This window comes from Actinokineospora cianjurensis (assembly GCF_003663795.1).
GTDB classification, from domain to species: domain Bacteria; phylum Actinomycetota; class Actinomycetes; order Mycobacteriales; family Pseudonocardiaceae; genus Actinokineospora; species Actinokineospora terrae.
In genome coordinates this window covers 55323-70461 of record NZ_RCDD01000004.1, presented here as the reverse complement: position 1 = coordinate 70461, position 15139 = coordinate 55323, and the positions used below count along the sequence as shown (strand labels likewise).

14 protein-coding genes and 2 tRNA genes are annotated in these 15139 nt (G+C 70.9%); 7 read left to right on the top strand and 9 right to left on the bottom strand.

Annotated elements, in window-relative coordinates:
• Positions 1 to 91 precede the first annotated feature (91 nt).
• Together tig and CLV68_RS22925 are read right to left on the bottom strand one after the other, a co-directional pair.
• Positions 92 to 1483 (bottom strand): trigger factor, encoded by a 1392-nt coding sequence (gene tig / locus CLV68_RS22930; RefSeq protein ID WP_121392986.1) that lies wholly within the window; start codon positions 1481 to 1483, stop codon positions 92 to 94.
• A gap of 118 nt (positions 1484 to 1601) precedes the next feature.
• Entirely contained in the window at positions 1602 to 2606 is a 1005-nt protein-coding gene (locus tag CLV68_RS22925) for an LLM class flavin-dependent oxidoreductase (protein WP_121392985.1), read from the bottom strand.
• A gap of 153 nt (positions 2607 to 2759) precedes the next feature.
• On the opposite strand from CLV68_RS22925, the gene CLV68_RS22920 reads away from it, so the two are divergent.
• Positions 2760 to 3146 carry an SCO5389 family protein gene (locus tag CLV68_RS22920; RefSeq protein WP_121392984.1) on the top strand — a complete coding sequence of 129 codons (387 nt, stop codon included), beginning with the start codon at positions 2760 to 2762 and terminating at the stop codon, positions 3144 to 3146.
• A gap of 123 nt (positions 3147 to 3269) precedes the next feature.
• Here CLV68_RS22920 and CLV68_RS22915 read toward each other — a convergent pair.
• Positions 3270 to 3343: transfer RNA gene (locus CLV68_RS22915), tRNA-Pro, on the bottom strand.
• Positions 3344 to 3411: 68 nt separating this feature from the next.
• Here CLV68_RS22915 and CLV68_RS22910 point away from each other — a divergent pair.
• From CLV68_RS22910 to CLV68_RS22895, 4 genes are all read left to right on the top strand, one after another.
• A tRNA-Gly gene (locus CLV68_RS22910) sits at positions 3412 to 3482 on the top strand.
• A 247-nt stretch (positions 3483 to 3729) separates the two neighbouring features.
• Complete coding sequence (locus tag CLV68_RS22905) at positions 3730 to 4119, top strand: NUDIX hydrolase (RefSeq protein WP_143073437.1); 390 nt, start codon at positions 3730 to 3732, stop codon at positions 4117 to 4119.
• 138 nt (positions 4120 to 4257) lie between these two features.
• Positions 4258 to 5460 (top strand): GNAT family N-acetyltransferase, encoded by a 1203-nt coding sequence (locus CLV68_RS22900; RefSeq protein ID WP_170224544.1) that lies wholly within the window; start codon positions 4258 to 4260, stop codon positions 5458 to 5460.
• A 66-nt stretch (positions 5461 to 5526) separates the two neighbouring features.
• Entirely contained in the window at positions 5527 to 6309 is a 783-nt protein-coding gene (locus tag CLV68_RS22895; protein WP_121392981.1) for a hypothetical protein, read from the top strand.
• Here the strand turns inward: CLV68_RS22895 and CLV68_RS22890 are convergent.
• Positions 6306 to 7118, bottom strand: coding sequence for an Fpg/Nei family DNA glycosylase (locus CLV68_RS22890; RefSeq protein WP_121392980.1), 813 nt, complete (start codon positions 7116 to 7118; stop codon positions 6306 to 6308). The genes CLV68_RS22895 and CLV68_RS22890 overlap by 4 nt on opposite strands.
• Positions 7119 to 7320: 202 nt before the next feature.
• A complete protein-coding gene (locus CLV68_RS22885) occupies positions 7321 to 7791 on the bottom strand; it encodes a ribose-5-phosphate isomerase (protein ID WP_092777189.1) in 471 nt (156 codons plus the stop codon).
• Positions 7792 to 7892: 101 nt separating this feature from the next.
• Here CLV68_RS22885 and CLV68_RS22880 point away from each other — a divergent pair, with 101 nt between their 5' ends.
• Complete coding sequence (locus CLV68_RS22880; RefSeq protein ID WP_121392979.1) at positions 7893 to 8693, top strand: MBL fold metallo-hydrolase; 801 nt, start codon at positions 7893 to 7895, stop codon at positions 8691 to 8693.
• A gap of 3 nt (positions 8694 to 8696) precedes the next feature.
• On the opposite strand, the gene CLV68_RS22875 is transcribed toward CLV68_RS22880, so the two are convergent.
• The gene (locus CLV68_RS22875) at positions 8697 to 10124 is read right to left on the bottom strand and encodes an aldehyde dehydrogenase family protein (protein ID WP_121393366.1); all 1428 of its coding nucleotides are present in this window, start codon (positions 10122 to 10124) and stop codon (positions 8697 to 8699) included.
• 142 nt (positions 10125 to 10266) lie between these two features.
• Positions 10267 to 10902: a DsbA family oxidoreductase gene (locus tag CLV68_RS22870; protein WP_121392978.1), complete on the bottom strand. Its 636-nt coding sequence runs from the start codon at positions 10900 to 10902 to the stop codon at positions 10267 to 10269.
• A 291-nt stretch (positions 10903 to 11193) separates the two neighbouring features.
• Here CLV68_RS22870 and pepN point away from each other — a divergent pair, with 291 nt between their 5' ends.
• Entirely contained in the window at positions 11194 to 13767 is a 2574-nt protein-coding gene (gene pepN, locus CLV68_RS22865) for an aminopeptidase N (protein WP_121393365.1), read from the top strand.
• A gap of 141 nt (positions 13768 to 13908) precedes the next feature.
• On the opposite strand, the gene CLV68_RS22860 is transcribed toward pepN, so the two are convergent.
• Together CLV68_RS22860 and ctaJ are read right to left on the bottom strand one after the other, a co-directional pair.
• Positions 13909 to 14403, bottom strand: coding sequence for a DUF5130 family protein (locus CLV68_RS22860; protein ID WP_211346740.1), 495 nt, complete (start codon positions 14401 to 14403; stop codon positions 13909 to 13911).
• Entirely contained in the window at positions 14393 to 14641 is a 249-nt protein-coding gene (ctaJ, locus tag CLV68_RS22855; RefSeq protein WP_121392977.1) for an aa3-type cytochrome oxidase subunit CtaJ, read from the bottom strand. Before ctaJ ends, CLV68_RS22860 begins: the two co-directional genes overlap by 11 nt.
• Positions 14642 to 15139 lie beyond the last annotated feature (498 nt).

The window sequence follows — 15139 nt, the reverse complement described above, 5'->3', positions numbered from 1 at the left end:
AGACCGACAGTAACGAAGGCGGGCGGCGCCGACTTCCCGACACCGCCCACTTTCGCTCAGAGCGTCAAACCGACTTCAGCCTTCCGGGTGGCTACCGCGCCGCCGTGTCCTCGGCCGGGGCGTCGGTGGCCGCCTCGGGGGCCGGGGCGGGCGCGTCGTCCTCGGCGGCACCGAAGAGCTCGGTGAGGTCGACCTTGTTGCCGGAGGCGTCCACCACGTCGGCCTGGCGGACGACCGAGGCGAGCGCCTTGCCGCGGCGCACGTCGGCGAAGATCGCGCCGAGCTGGCCGGACTGCTGCGCGCGCTGCACGTACTCGTCCGGGCTGATGCCGAAGCGCTGCGCCTGGTAGATGATCCGCTCGGTCAGCTCGGCGTCGGACACCGAGACCTGCTCGGACTCGGCGATGGCGTCGAGGATGAGCTGGGTCTTGACCGACTTCTCCGACTCGGCGAGCACCTCGGCGTCGAAGTCCTCGCGGGTCTTGTCCTGGGTGGCGAGGTAGGCGTTGAGCTTCTCCTCGTCGTGGTCGAACGGGTGCACCGCGTCGTGCTGGCGCGAGGACACCTCGGCCTCGACGACCTTGTCCGGCAGCGGCACCTCGACGACGTCGAGCAGCGCGTCGAGGACCTTGTCGCGGGCCTGGACGCCCTGCTGCATGCGCTTGACCCGCTCGAGCCGCTCGCGCAGGTCGGCGCGCAGCTCCTCGACGGTGTCGAACTCGCTCGCCAGCTGGGCGAACTCGTCGTCGACCTCGGGCAGCTCGCGGACCTTGACCGACTGGACGGTGACCGACACGTCGGCGTCGCGACCGGCGAACTCGCCCGCGACGAGCGCGGTGGTGAAGGTCTTGGTGTCCCCGGCCGAGGCGCCGAGCAGGGCCTCGTCGATGCCGTCGATCAGCTCACCCGAGCCGACCTGGTAGGACAGGCCGCTGGTCTTGGCGTCCTCGACCTCCGCGCCGTCCACGGTGGCGGAGAGGTCGATGGAGACGAAGTCGCCGTCCTCGACCGGGCGGGTGGCACCGGTGAGGGTGCCGAAGCGGGCGCGCAGCTCGTCGAGCTGCTCCTCGACCTCGGTGTCGGCGAGCTCGACGTCGTCGACGGTCACGGTGAACTCGCCGAAGGCGGGCACGGTGATGTCGGGGCGGATGTCGACCTCGGCGGTGAACGCCAGGTGGTCGCCGTCCTCGAGCTTGGTGACCTCGATGTCGGGCTGGCCGAGGGCCTTGATCTCGCCCGCGGTCACCGCCTCCATGTACTTGGCCGGGATGGCCTCGTTGACCACCTCGTCGAGCACCGGCGCGCGGCCGATGCGGGACTCGATGACCCTGGCGGGTGCCTTGCCCGGGCGGAACCCGGGGATGCGGACCTGGCTGGCGAGCTTGCGGTACGCGCGGTCGAAGTTCGGCTTGAGCTCGTCGAACGGCACCTCGACGTTGATCCGGACCCGCGTCGGGCTCAGCTGCTCGACGGTGCTTTTCAACGTGTTCTCCTCGTGCGACTGTCTACGACAACTGCGGTTGCTGTGGTGACGGAGCACCCTCTCGGGACTCCTGGGTCCAGCCCGGTCGGACACGCGTGGCCTGGATCAGCCCCCGAGTCTAGGCGAGCTTGCCCAGGTCGGGACCGGGTGGGGTCGGCTGCACTGCCGCGAGGGCGCCGATGGTGCGCAACGCGTGGTCAGGGGACCCGGTGAGCTCGACCATCGCGATGACGTGGTCGATCCCGGAGACGGCGGCGGCGTCCCGCAGACCACGCGCGCAGTGGGCGGGATCGCCGACTGGGTGAAGGTCGCACAGGTGCCTGGCGTACGCCACTGGATCTCGGTCGGGACCAGGGCCGCCGTCGACCCTGATGTAGGCGGCCAGGCCGTCCGCGAGCCAGCCGGGGGCGGCGGCCATGACCTCCGCGACGGCCTCTTCGCGCGAGTCGGAGACGTGGACGGAGATGGCGGAGACGTGGTCGGCGTCGGTAGGGCCACCTTGGGCGCGGTAATGGTCTACGAACGCGCGCTTCTCCTCGTTGGTCATGTGCATGCCGAGCAACATGGGCAGGCCGCGCGCTGCAGCCAGGTCGACCGTCGCGTGGGAGGTGCAGGCGACGTGGACTGTCGGTGGGGCGAGCGGGGTCGGTACGAGTGGGACTGACCGAAATGGATAGTCGGCATCACCTTCGACGGTTGGGTCTTTCAGCGCTCGGAGGAGGAGGTCGAGCGCTCCGGGCATGCCGTGTTGGTAGCGCTCTAGCGACGAACCGAACACCTCTAGGTCCATCCACGGGCCGCCGCGCCCGACGCCTAGCCGGAAGCGGTTGTCGCTGACGACGCTGAGCAGCCGTGCGCGCTCTGCCAGGGCGACAGGGTGCGCTGTCGTGAGGACGCTTACCGCCGTCCCGATCTCGATGCGGTTAGTGCGACCCAGGAGGTGCGCGGCAAGAGTCGTGGCGTCCGGGCAGGTGCCGTAGGGCATGAAGTGGTGCTCGGCGACCCAGGCACTGGCCAAGCCAGCCCGGTCGGCGGCGACAGCGACCTCGACGGTGCGCTTGAGGGCATCGATGTCGCTCTGCCCGGGGAAGCGGGCGGCGAGGAGGAACACTCCGAGTTTCACCCTTCCTGCTCGTACCGGGCCGGGTGGCGGCCGGGCAAGCGGCAGCTGGGTGATCGCGACTGGGCCGAACCGGTGGCGGGTCTTGTCCGGTGTTCAACGAACGCGGTACGCAGTACCAGCGGCCCTCCCGCCGCCCATGACCTGGAGGTGCGGATGTCTCTCGATGTGCCTGCCGACCTGTTGGCACGCGCCGAAGCGGGCCCCGTTGACGACGCCGACTTCGTCGCCGTGGTCCGCGACTCGCTGCCCTACGCCTGGGAGGTGATCTCGTCGGTGGCGACCTCGGTCGACGCCTCCGGGTTCGCCGACAACGAGATCCCCCCGCCGAGCGAGACCGAACGCGGCCAACTGCTGCGCGCGCTCGCCTCGGACGCGATCCGAGGCGGCCTGGAGCGCCACTTCGGCGTCAAACTCGCCTTCCAGAACTGCCACCGCGTCGCCGCCTTCACCCCGTCAGCGGTGGACGGCGACCGCTACCGCGCGTTCATCTCCCCGCGCGGCCAACTCCTCAACCAGTCCCCCGAACTCCGCGACTGCTAGGCCGGACCAGGCAGGGGGCGGGCGGACCAAGCGGGAAGCGACCTCCCACCCCGCCACCCCCTGCCGTCTCGTGGAACGACACAGGGCGGCGTGTCTCAGTCGAGACACGCCGCCCTGTGACTGTCGGGCAGACAGGATTTGAACCTGCGACCCCCCGCTCCCAAAGCGGGTGCGCTACCAAACTGCGCCACTGCCCGGGGGTTGCGTCACCCACCCTAGCGCCACCCGCTAGGCTGTTTCACGCGTGGTACCTCATGGCACGTACGCGGGCGTAGCTCAATGGTAGAGCCCTAGTCTTCCAAACTAGCTACGCGGGTTCGATTCCCGTCGCCCGCTCTCCAGCGGTCAGGCCCTATCAGGTCTGGCCGCTTTACGTCACTTGGGAACGTTCCCAGCCCCTGTTTCGCTGGGAAGGGGCGACCGTCGCCGTTGAATCGTCGGGGGGTGTGGTGTGAGCCACAGCCAGGCGGGTGATTTTCGGTCACCGGCGTGAAGAACGGGTCAACGGCCGTGGTGCCGGTGACCGCTTGTTCGGTAGGCAGGGACCATGTCGCAATCCGGCTATTTCGACCTAGCGAAGTCCTTGTCCGTTCGGAGAACCGTGGTCGGGGCGGGGGTGGTGGTGCTCGACGACGCCGGGCTGGTGTTGCTGGTCCGCGCGGACGGCGGGTACCGGCTGCCCGGCAAGCCGCAACCGGCCACCGAGGCGCTCCCGGTGGCGGCCGTGCGGGCCGTCGAGGCGCTGACCGGGGTGTGGGTGGAGATCACCGGCCTGGTCGGGGTGTTCACCGACCCCGGCGAGCCGTGGAGCGCGGAGCTGGCGATCTGCTTCCGCGGCCGCCCGGTCGGCGGGCGGCTGTCGTCCGCGCGGGCCGCCTGGCTCGAGCCGGAGCGGCTGCACGAGCTGCCGGTGTCCGAGGCCACCCGCACCGTCATCGAGCACAGCCTCGACGGCGAGACCTACTTCACGTGATCGAACCTCGCCCGACCGGGTGACGCGCGTACGCCACATCGTGGATCGAGTCCCCGTCCCGGTAGTCGCGTCCGCCCGTCCCGGCCCGGGGGCGGAAATCCCTGGCGGGCTTCGAGGATCTGCCGTAGACACCCGGTGGTGGACACCTACACCGTGCGGCAGCAGACCCCCGACGAGGCGGCGACGGCACCAGCGGTGCTGGCGGCGGCGTTCCTGGCCGACCACAGCCTCGAGGAGATCCGGGCCAAGGAGGTCGGGCTCACCGAGCACTCGGTGAACCTGGGCGCCTACCTGGGCGACCGCCAGGTCGGCGCGGCGCAGGTGCAGGACCGCGGCCTCCGGGTACCCGGCGGGGCACTGGTGCCGGTCGCCGGGCTCACCTCGGTGGCGGTGGCACCGGACCACCGCAGGCGCGGCGTGCTGACGAAGATCATGCGCGCCGTCCTGCCCCGGTCCGGCCAGGCGGTGTCGGCGCTGTGGGCCTCGGAGTCGGCCATCTACGGGCGGTACGGGTACGGGGTGGCCAGCGAGATCACCCACTTCACGGTGCCGACGAAGGTCCCGTTCCGGGTGGGTGTCGACGCCGACCCGACCGTGGTGCGCGAGCTGCCGCGCGACGAGGCCATGCCGGTGATCCGCGGGCTCTACGAGCGGTACGCCGAGACCACGGTGGGGCCGCTGACGCGCATAGACGGCAACTGGGACTACCACTTCCACGACTCGGTCCGGGCGCAGGCGGGGCGCACGCCGTTCCGCTTCGCCGTGCACCCGGACGGGTACGCCGTCTACCGGGCGCAACCGAAGTGGACCGACAACGGGCCGGGCGGAACCGTGTCCGTGCACGAGTTCATCGCCAACACGCCCCAGGCGGTCACCGGCCTCTGGCGGTACCTGCTCGACATCGACCTCACGACGTCGGTCGAGTACGAGGGCAGTGGGGACGACCCACTGACATTGCTGCTACCTGACTCCCGGATCGCTCTACGGAAGCGGTTTCACGCGCTGCACATCCGTCTGACCGACCTTGAGCGCGCGTTGCCCCTACGCGGGTATCTGGCGCCGGTGGACGTCGTGGTCGAGGTGGCTGACGCGTTCTGCCCGTGGAACGCGGGTCGGTGGCACCTAGTCGCCAACGGTGGTCAGATGACCGTGGCGAGCACCGACGCGGCACCGGACCTAGAGCTGGATGTTCGGGATCTTGGCGCCGCCTACCTAGGCGGCATCCGGTTGAGCACTCTTGCCGCGGCGGGCCTGGTCCGCGAACACACGGCGGGAGCAGCGGCGGCGCTGTCGAACGCGATGCTCGCCGAGCGCGAGCCGTCCTGCCGCGAGGTGTTCTGAGCGATACCCGGGAACCAGCACGGGCGCGTTCCGCGTTGTCCCAGGTAAGCGGACGAAGGAGGCGCCATGGGCGGGGCGATCGTGGTGGTCATCATCCTCGCGGTGGTGGTCCTGGGTGTCGTGTGGTCGCGCAACCGGGCCGCCCGGGCGCTCGACGACGCGAAGGCCGACGCGCGGCGCTGGGTGGAGCGGCTCGGCGGGCAGGTGATGAACCTGACCGGCACCGACGAGCCGTCCAAGCAGGCGATCGCCGACGCGGCCGAGCGCTACACCGCCGCCGGGTCGCAGATGGAGCAGGCGGGCACCGTGGAGCAGGCCAGGCTGGTCACCAGGACGGCGATGGAGGGCCTGTACTACGTGCGCGCCGCCCGGCTGGCGATGGGCCTGGACCCCGGTCCCGAGCTGCCCGCCGACCCCGAGCAGCTGCGCGCGGGCAAGGTCGGGCAGGACCGCAGGGTGACCGTCGAGGGTCACTCGTACGAGGCGTCGCCGATGCCCGGACGGGGGACGCCGCACTACTACCCCGGTGGTCGCGTGGCGGGCAGGCCGGTGCCGCAGGGCTGGTACAGCGAGCCGTGGTGGAAGCCCGCGCTGGTGGCGGGCGCCTGGGGCATCGGGACCGTGCTGCTGTTCGACGCGATGTTCACCGGCATGGCGGGCATCCCGGACGCGGCGGCGTGGGAGTCGGGCTACGACGCGGGCCAGGCCGACGCGATCGCCGACTCGGGTGGCGACTACGGCGGCGACGCTGGTGGTGACTACGGCGGCGGCGGGGACTACGGCGGCGGCGATTTCGGTGGTGGCAGTGACTTCGGCGGTGGCGACTTCGGCGGCGGGGACTTCTTCTAGACCGCAGGCTGGCAGGTCGGGCACCAGTAGTTGTTGCGCGCCGCTAGAACCTCGGTGCGGATAGGGGTTCCACAGACCAGGCAGGGCATACCGGTGCGGCGGTAGACGTAGACCTCGCCGCCGTGTCGGTCCTGTCGGGGCGCGCGACCGGTCGCCTCGGGCAGGTGCTCGTCGCGGACCGTGTCGATCCGTCCTCTGTGGACGCCCAACTCCATGAGCGCGACCAGGTCCGGCCACATCTCGGCCCACCGCGCCCGGTCGAGGTCGCGGCCGAGCACGGACGGGTGGATGCCGTGGCGGAACAGCAACTCCGCCCGGTACACGTTGCCGACGCCCGCGATCACGGACTGGTCCATCAGCAGCACCGCCACCGCGGCCCGCGAACGGGAGATCCGCGCCCACACCTGCTCGGGGTCCGCGTCATCGCGCAGCGGATCAGGACCGAGGCGGGCGCGCAGGGCGTCAACCTCGACGTCGGTCAGCAGCTCGCAGCGGGTCGGGCCGCGTAGGTCCGTCCACTGTGTCCCGTCGACCAGCCGCATCCTGATCTGGCCCACGGGATCGGGGGCGGGTGGCTCGCCGTCGGTGAACGTGCCGTAGAGCCCCAGGTGCACGTGGACGACACGGTCCGGGCCGTACACGTGGAAGAGATGCTTCCCATGCGCCTCGGCCAGCTCAAGCACCGAACCGTCCACAAGCGACGCGTCAGCAGAGAAACGCCCCTGCGGACTGCTCACCCGAACCGGAGACCCGGCGTACGCCTTGTGGTGAAGAAGAGCCAACCGGTGCAGCGTATGCCCTTCGGGCAAGCGAGGTTCACCCCATCGCGCAGGTGGTGCGGTGGGCTCGATGGGGCGAACTTGTTTTGCGCGGGGCCCCTGCGGCCTCCTGGGTAGAGCTCAAAGGCGGGGCCTGAAGAGCGGCCCTCCCCCACGCTGGCGAGTTTACGGACGCCGCTGCCCCACACAAAACAAGTTCGCCCCATCGAGCAGGAAGAGTGGTGCGGGTTGTTCAGGCAGGCAGGGCAGGCGGTTCGCCGGTGCGCTCGTACTCGGTGAGCAGGTCGATGCGGCGCTGGTGGCGTTCGTCGCCGGAGAAGGGGGTGGCGAGGAAGGCGTCCACGATGGCGGTGGCCTCCTCGGTGCTGTGCTGGCGGGCGCCGACGCCGATGAGTTGGGCGTCGTTGTGCTCGCGGCTCAGTTGCGCGGTGGACACGCTCCAGGCGAGGGCGGCCCTGGCGCCGGGCACCTTGTTGGCGGCGATCTGCTCGCCGTTGCCGGAGCCGCCGAGGACGACGCCGAGGCTGCCCGGGTCGGCCACCACGCGGCGCGCGGTCTCCACGCAGAACGGCGGGTAGTCGTCGAGGGCGTCGTAAGCGTGCGGGCCGACGTCGACGACGTCGTGGCCCGCGGCGGTGAGGTGCTCGACGAGGTGGGTCTTCAGTTCGAAGCCCGCGTGGTCGGATCCCAGGTATACGCGCACGGCGCTGAGTGTGCCATCAGACCCGCGCCAGGCCCCAACCGGGCGCGGGCGGCGTGATCGGGGTTACCGGCGGATTGCCCCGGATCGTGTAGAAACCCGGGATGCGATGGATCGAACTTGCTGACCGGGTGTTCGCCTGCCGCTACACCGAACTGGACCAGACGCTGGGGTTGGTCGTCGGGGACACCGGGTGCCTGGTGATCGACACCGGGACCGACGAGACGCACGGCGCGCAGTGGGCCGCCGCGGTCCGCGAGGTCACCGATCTGCCGTGGACGGTCGTGATCACCCACGCGCACTGGGACCACTTCCTCGGCACGACGGCGTTCCCGGGCGCCGACGTCTGGGCGCACCCCCGGTGCACAGCGGAGATCGTCGACGGCGCGGGCGCGCAGGCCGAGTCCTGGGCCGCGCGGTACCGGGAATCCGGCCGCGACGACCTCGCCGAGCGCTTGTTGGCCGCGCGCGTCGTCCTGCCCACGCACGCGGTCGCCGACCGCGTCGACCTCGACCTCGGCGACCGCGTGGTGACGCTGCGGCACCCCGGACACGGCCACACCGACAACGACATCGTGGTGCACGTGCCCGACGAGGGCGTGCTGTTCGCGGGCGACACCGTCGAGCAGGGTGCCCCGCCGTCGATCGGCAAGGACGGCTACCCGCTCAGGTGGCCGTCGGCGCTGGACGCCTTGCTGGACCTGGGACCGCGAATCATCGTGCCCGGTCACGGCGAGCCGGTGGACCCGGGTTTCGTGCGCGGGCAACGGGCCGAGTTGGCGGTGATCGCGAGCCTGTTCGACGGCGTGCGCAGCGGGACCCTCACCGTGGACGAAGCCGTTGCGCAGAGCCCTTACCCGGAGGAGGCGACCCGTCCCGCGTTGGAACGGGGACGGGTCGCGTAGCCGCTAGCGCTGGATGGACTTGACCTCCAGGAACTCCTCCAGCCCGAACCGGCCCAGTTCGCGGCCGTTGCCCGACTGCTTGTAGCCGCCGAAGGGCGCGACCGGGTTGAAGGCGCCGCCGTTGACGTCGACCTGACCGGTGCGCAAGCGCTTGGCGACCGCGACCGCCCGGTCCTGGTCGGCGCCGAACACCGCGCCTGCCAGGCCGTAGATGGTGGAGTTGGCGATCGCCACGGCCTCGTCCTCGTCGGCGTAGGGCAGGATCGACAGCACCGGGCCGAAGATCTCCTCCTGCGCGATCCGCATGTCCGAGCGGACCCCGGCGAAGATCGTGGCGGGCACGTAGGCGCCGCGCTCGGGCAGACCGTCGGTCTTGCCGCCGTAGGCGAGGGTCGCGCCTTCCTCGACGCCGACGCGGATGTAGTCGAGCACGCGGTCGCGCTGGGCCGCCGAGGCCATCGGGCCGATGCGGGTGGAGTCGTCGAGCGGGTCGCCGACGGTGTACTTCGCGGCGGCGGCCACGGCCAGTTCGACGGCCTCGTCGTGCCGGTCGGCTGGCACCAGCATCCGGGTCCACGCGGTGCAGGTCTGGCCGCCGTTGATGTAGGTGTTCGCCAGGCCGATCTTGACGGCCCTGGCCAGGTCGGCGTCGTCGAGGACGACGTTGGCCGACTTGCCGCCCAGTTCCAGGGCGACCCGCTTGACCGTCTGCGCGGCCACCGCGGACACGGCCTTGCCCGCGGCGGTGGAGCCGGTGAAGGAGACCATGTCGACCCGGGGGTGCGCGGCGATCGCGGCGCCGACGACGGGACCGGTGCCGTGCACCAGGTTCACCACGCCGTCGGGCACGCCCGCCGCGGCGAGGATCTCCAGGAACAGGTTGGCGTTGAGCGGCGCGACCTCGCTCGGCTTGAGCACCACGGTGTTGCCCGCGGCCAGCGCGGGGGCGACCTTCGCGGCGATCTGGTGCAGCGGGTAGTTCCACGGGGTGATCGCCCCGACCACACCGATCGGCTCGCGCACCACCAGGGAGTTGCCGATCTCCTCGGTGAAGGCGTAGCCGCCGTCGAGCAGGTCGGCGATGCCCGCCGTGGTCGCCGCGGGCAGCGACGCCTGGACCTTCGTGGCGAACCCGATCGGCGAGCCCATCTCGGCGGTGATCAACGCGGCGATCTCGGCACGGCGGGCGACGAGGCCCTCGGCGACCTTGCGGACGACGGCGGCGCGCTCGCGCGGGTCGCGGGCGGCCCAGGCGGGGAACGCGGCCGCCGCGGCGGTGACGGCGGTGTCGACATCGGCCGGGGTGCCCGCGGGGACGGTGGCGATGACCTCCTCGGTGGCCGGGTTCACCACCTCGATCCGCTCCCCTGCGGACTCGACCAGCGTGCCGCCGAGCACGTGACCTGCGCGGACGGTGACGGGGGCAGCCATGACGACCTCCACTTGTGACACCTGACGACCATTTCGGGGTCAGAGTGTCACATCGAGGCCGCCGCGCGCACGGCCGGGGCGCCCCACCCGGGTGGACGTGACCCGGGTGGGTGGGCCGGGGCCTGGTCGGACTTTCCGGGGCCTAGTCGAACTTGAGGTCGCCGGTGCGGGTGCGCTTGAGCTCGAAGAAGTTCGGGTAGCTCGCCAGCGCCACGGCACCGTCGAACACCCGCAGGGCGTCGTCCCCGCGCGGGATCTCGGTGAGGACCGGGCCGAAGAACGCGACCCCGTCGATGTGGATGGTCGGGGTACCGACCTCCTGGCCGACCGGGTCCATGCCCTCGTGGTGCGACTTGCGAAGCGCCTCGTCGTACTCGGTGCTGGTCGCGGCCTCGGCGAGCTCGGCGGGCAGGCCCACCTCGGCCAGCGCGGCGGCGATCGCCTCGGTGTAGTCCTTGACGCCCTTGTTGTGGATCTGGGTGCCCAGCGCGGTGTACAGGTCGCGCAGGACCTCCTCGCCGTGGTGCTGCGCGGCGGCGATCGCGACCCGCACCGGACCCCAGCCGCGCGAGAGCAGCTCGCGGTACTGCTCGGGCAGGTCGGGCTTGTCGGCGTTGAGCACCGAGAGGCTCATCACCCGGAACCGGAGGTCGAGTTCGCGGTGCTTCTCGACCTCGAGGATCCAGCGCGAGGTGATCCAGGCGAACGGGCAGATCGGGTCGAAGTAGAAGTCGACCTTGGTCTTGTTCCCAGTGTCGGCGTGCTGTGCAGCGGTCATGAAACGTCTCCAGAGTTGGATCTTCGCCGCGTGCGTCGGGTGCGCGCGGCCTCCCCCGCCGGTGCAACGCGGCCCGCTTGGGAATGCTTCCCCGAGGATGGGGGCACCGCCGGCCCCCGGAGCGTGATTGGATGCGATTGTCAGCACCGAGTCGCCAGTCAGCTCCAGCCAGTTTCCACCCAGTGCCAAGTCAGTATCAGGCCACCACGGGGAGATCACCCGCCCGTGGCCTGGCAGTGCCCGCAGTCCCCCCGCCCCAGTCCGACCGACGAGTTCGCCGAGGTGTTCGCCGTGGCCGCCCCCAACCTGACCCGAGACCAAGCCCAACAGCGCGCCGCGCTGCTGGAGGTGGAGTCCTACGAAGTCGAGTTGGACCTCACCGACGGCGTCGGCCAGCCAGGCGAGACGACCTTCGCCTCGACCGCCACCATCCGGTTCACCAGCCGTGCGGTGGGCGCTAGCACGTTCATCGACATCGTGGCCGACACCGTGGTGTCCGCCGAGCTCAACGGCGTCGCGCTCGACGTCTCCGGCTACACCCCCGAGCACGGGGTCGAGCTGACCGGGCTCGCCGAGGACAACGTGCTCACCGTCGTCGCCACCTGCCTCTACACCAACACCGGTGAGGGCCTGCACCGCTTCGTCGACCCGGTCGACAAGGGCGTGTACCTGTACTCGCAGTTCGAGACGGCCGACGCCAAGCGGATGTTCGCCTGCTTCGACCAGCCCGACCTCAAGGCGACCTACGCGATCACGGTCACCGCGCCGCGCTCGTGGAAGGTCGTCTCCAACGCCGCCGCCGAGTCGATCAGCGACGTCGAGGGCGTCGAGGGCACCGCGCGGCACGTGTTCGAGACCACCAAGCCGATCTCCACCTACCTGGTGGCGCTCGTGGCCGGTCCCTACGCCGAGTGGCGCGATGAGTTCAGCGACGAGCACGGCACCATCCCGCTGGGCATCTACTGCCGCGCCTCGCTGGCCGAGCACATGGACGCCGAGCGGCTGTTCACCGAGACCAAGCAGGGCTTCGCGTTCTTCCACGACAACTTCGGCGTTGCCTACCCGTTCGGCAAGTACGACCAGTGCTTCGTGCCGGAGTTCAACGCGGGCGCCATGGAGAACGCGGGCTGCGTGACCTTCCTGGAGGACTACGTCTTCCGCAGCCGGGTCACCCGCTACGCCTACGAGCGCCGGTGCGAGACCGTGCTGCACGAGATGGCGCACATGTGGTTCGGCGACCTGGTCACCATGCGCTGGTGGGACGACCTGTGGCTCAACGAGTCGTTCGCGACCTGGGCCAGCGTCCTGGCGCAGGCCAGCGCCACCGAGTACGAGCACGCCTGGACCAGCTTCGCCAACATCGAGAAGTCCTGGGCCTACCGGCAGGACCAGCTGCCCTCGACGCACCCGGTTGCCGCCGACATCCCGGACGTGCAGGCGGTCGAGGTCAACTTCGACGGCATCACCTACGCCAAGGGCGCCGCGGTCCTCAAGCAGCTGGTCGCCTACGTCGGCCTGGACAACTTCCTGTCCGGGCTGCGGGTGTACTTCGGCAAGCACGCGTGGGGCAACGCGACCCTGTCGGACCTGCTGGCCGCGCTGGAAGAGGCATCCGGCCGGGACCTGTCCTGGTGGAGCGCGCAGTGGCTGGAGACCACCGGTCTCACCTCGCTGCGGGCCCGGTTCGAGGTCGACGCAGAGGGTAGGTTCACCGAGTTCGCGGTCCTGCAGGGCGGGGCGAAGCCGGGCAAGGGCGAGCTGCGCACGCACCGCGTCGCCATCGGCGTGTACGACGACGCGGCCGACACCGTCGGCAAGCTGGTCCGCACCCACCGGGTGGAGATCGACGTCGACGGCGACCGCACCGACGTGCCCGAGCTGGTCGGCATCGAGGCGGGCAAGCTCGTCCTGGTCAACGACGACGACCTGACCTACTGCACGATGCGCCTCGACCCCGGCTCGCTGACCACCCTCATCGACCGCATCGGCGACATCACCGAGCCGCTGCCGCGCACCCTGTGCTGGTCGGCGGCCTGGGAGATGACCCGCGAGGCCGAGCTGAAGGCCCGCGACTTCGTCACCCTGGTCTGCCACGGCCTCGACGCCGAGACCGAGGTCGGCGTCGTCCAGCGGCTGCTGCTGCAGGCCCAGACCGCGCTGAACTCCTACGCCGACCCGGCCTTCGCGCCGACCGGCTGGCAGCAGTTCACCGACCGGGTGCTGGAGCTGGCCCTGGCCGCGCAGCCCGGGTCCGACCACCAGCTGGCCCTGGTGAACTCGCTGACCGGCGCGGTGCTCGACGAGGCCAAGCTGGGCGTGCTGCGCGGCTGGCTGGACGGCTCCGCGGAGCTGGAGGGCCTGGTCGTCGACACGGACCTGCGCTGGCGCCTCCTGCACGCCCTCGTGGCGCACGGGGCGGCCGGGGACGAGGAGATCGACGCCGAGCTCAAGCGCGACTCCACAGCGGCCGGACAGCGCCAGGCCGAGCGGTCCCGCTCGCTGCGCCCGACCGAGGCGGGCAAGGCCGAGGCGTGGCGCCGCGCCATCCACGACGACGACCTGCCCAACGCCATCAACGAGGCCATCATCGGCGGCTTCTCACACCCGACCCAGCGCCCCCTGCTGAAGTCCTACGCCCCCCAGTACTTCGCCGACGTGGCGGGCGTCTGGGCCCGGCGCTCCAGCGAACGCGCCCAGTCGGTCGCCCTGGGTCTCTTCCCGGCCTGGGCAGTCCACCCGGACACGGTCACCGCCGCCGACCAGTGGCTCACCGGCGAACACCCCCCGGCCCTGCGCCGCCTCGTCTCGGAAGGCCGAGCGGGCATCGTCCGCGCCCTGGCCGCCCGCGAGTTCGACGGCTCATGACCGGCTGAGCAGTGACAGCGGCCCCGGACCAGTGCGGTCCGGGGCCGTTGTTCGCTGGCGCGCGGGTTCTTCAGAACGCGCTTTCCTCTGTACGAGAACGGCCCCGAACCTTGAGTGGTCCGGGGCCGTCGTGGGTGGGGCTCAGTGCTTGGGGGCGTGGCCTGCCTGGTCGGCGAGCATGCGCAGGGCGCTGACGAGGCCGCCGACGAGGTCGCCTTCCTTGAAGGAGGCGACCATGCTCATGACGGCGAGGTTGCAGCCGCGGTCGGTGATGCGGCGGGCGGACTCGGTGCCGGTGACGATCTCCACGCGGCGCTTGCCGGGGGAGACGGCGATGAGGACCGAGTCGGCGGAGTGGGCGCCGATGGCGGCGTGCAGTTCCTCGGCGCGGGCCCTGGTGTCGGCGCCGAGGTCGCCCAGGTAGACGCTGAAGCCGATGCCGGTGGCCCGCGACGACAGGGTCAGCGCCTCGTCCAGGCGGGTCAGGGCGACCGTGGAGAACGGGAGGCCGGGGGCGGCGGTCCGGTACTGCTTGGCCACCGACACGCGCCCGCTGATCGTGCGGACGGCGCCGTAGCCGTGCTCGGGGTCTTCGACGAGGACGTCCGGATCGTGCCGGACCAGGTCACCAGCCACCGCGGGCTCCTCCCTTGGCTGTGTGCACGGGGGTCGGGTCGGACTCGGCGGCACCGTGGTGCGCGGAGCCAAGACCGGCCGGGTTCGCCGTCCACCACACCGGGTCGTGCTCCCACTCCTGGCCGGGGCGGTACCGGGGTGCCTTGGCGAACTTCTCCCGCAGGGTCAGAAGGGCGATCGCGCCGTAGATGGCCAGCGGGATCGCCGCGAAGACGAGCAGGGTCTCGACGAGCGTCACAGCGGATACGGTAGCCGACATGGCCCTGACCGGCCGAGACGGGGACCGGGTGCGCGCACTGCTCCGGGAGCACCCCGCGCCGGTCGCGCCGAGTGAGCGGTTGGTGCTCTCCTGGTAAGGCTGCTGGGCCGAGCGTCGGCCGGAGTCGTAGCTCGTTGGGCGTATCGGCAAGGGGCGAATGGCCTCAAACGCACAGGTGGCGGCCCTTGGCGGGCACCGACGTCTTGTCGGTTACCGATCCGAGTCATAGCTTTCACCTGTACGGCCCTTGCGAAACCACCCCTCCGCTTCTCTCGACGCGCAACCGCCCTCAGGAGGCCACGCCATGTACACCATCGCTTCCCACGACGCGGCAATGATCATCACCCAAATGGCTGACGACACGCAACTGGGCGGCGGTACCCACCGGGGCACCCGGGTGACGCGGGGAACCCGGGTCACCGCTCGGGGGACCCGGGTGACCCGCGCGACGTGGGTCACCACCTCCCAGGGTGACAC

Bases quoted from the DNA above. Each gene is read 5' to 3' on its own strand.
- CLV68_RS22920 (WP_121392984.1), top strand. From the start codon at position 2,760: ATGTCTCTCGATGTGCCTGCCGACCTGTTGGCACGCGCCGAAGCGGGC.
- CLV68_RS22875 (WP_121393366.1), bottom strand. From the start codon at position 10,124: ATGGCTGCCCCCGTCACCGTCCGCGCAGGTCACGTGCTCGGCGGCACG.
- CLV68_RS22880 (WP_121392979.1), top strand. From the start codon at position 7,893: ATGCGATGGATCGAACTTGCTGACCGGGTGTTCGCCTGCCGCTACACC.
- CLV68_RS22870 (WP_121392978.1), bottom strand. From the start codon at position 10,902: ATGACCGCTGCACAGCACGCCGACACTGGGAACAAGACCAAGGTCGAC.
- CLV68_RS22895 (WP_121392981.1), top strand. From the start codon at position 5,527: ATGGGCGGGGCGATCGTGGTGGTCATCATCCTCGCGGTGGTGGTCCTG.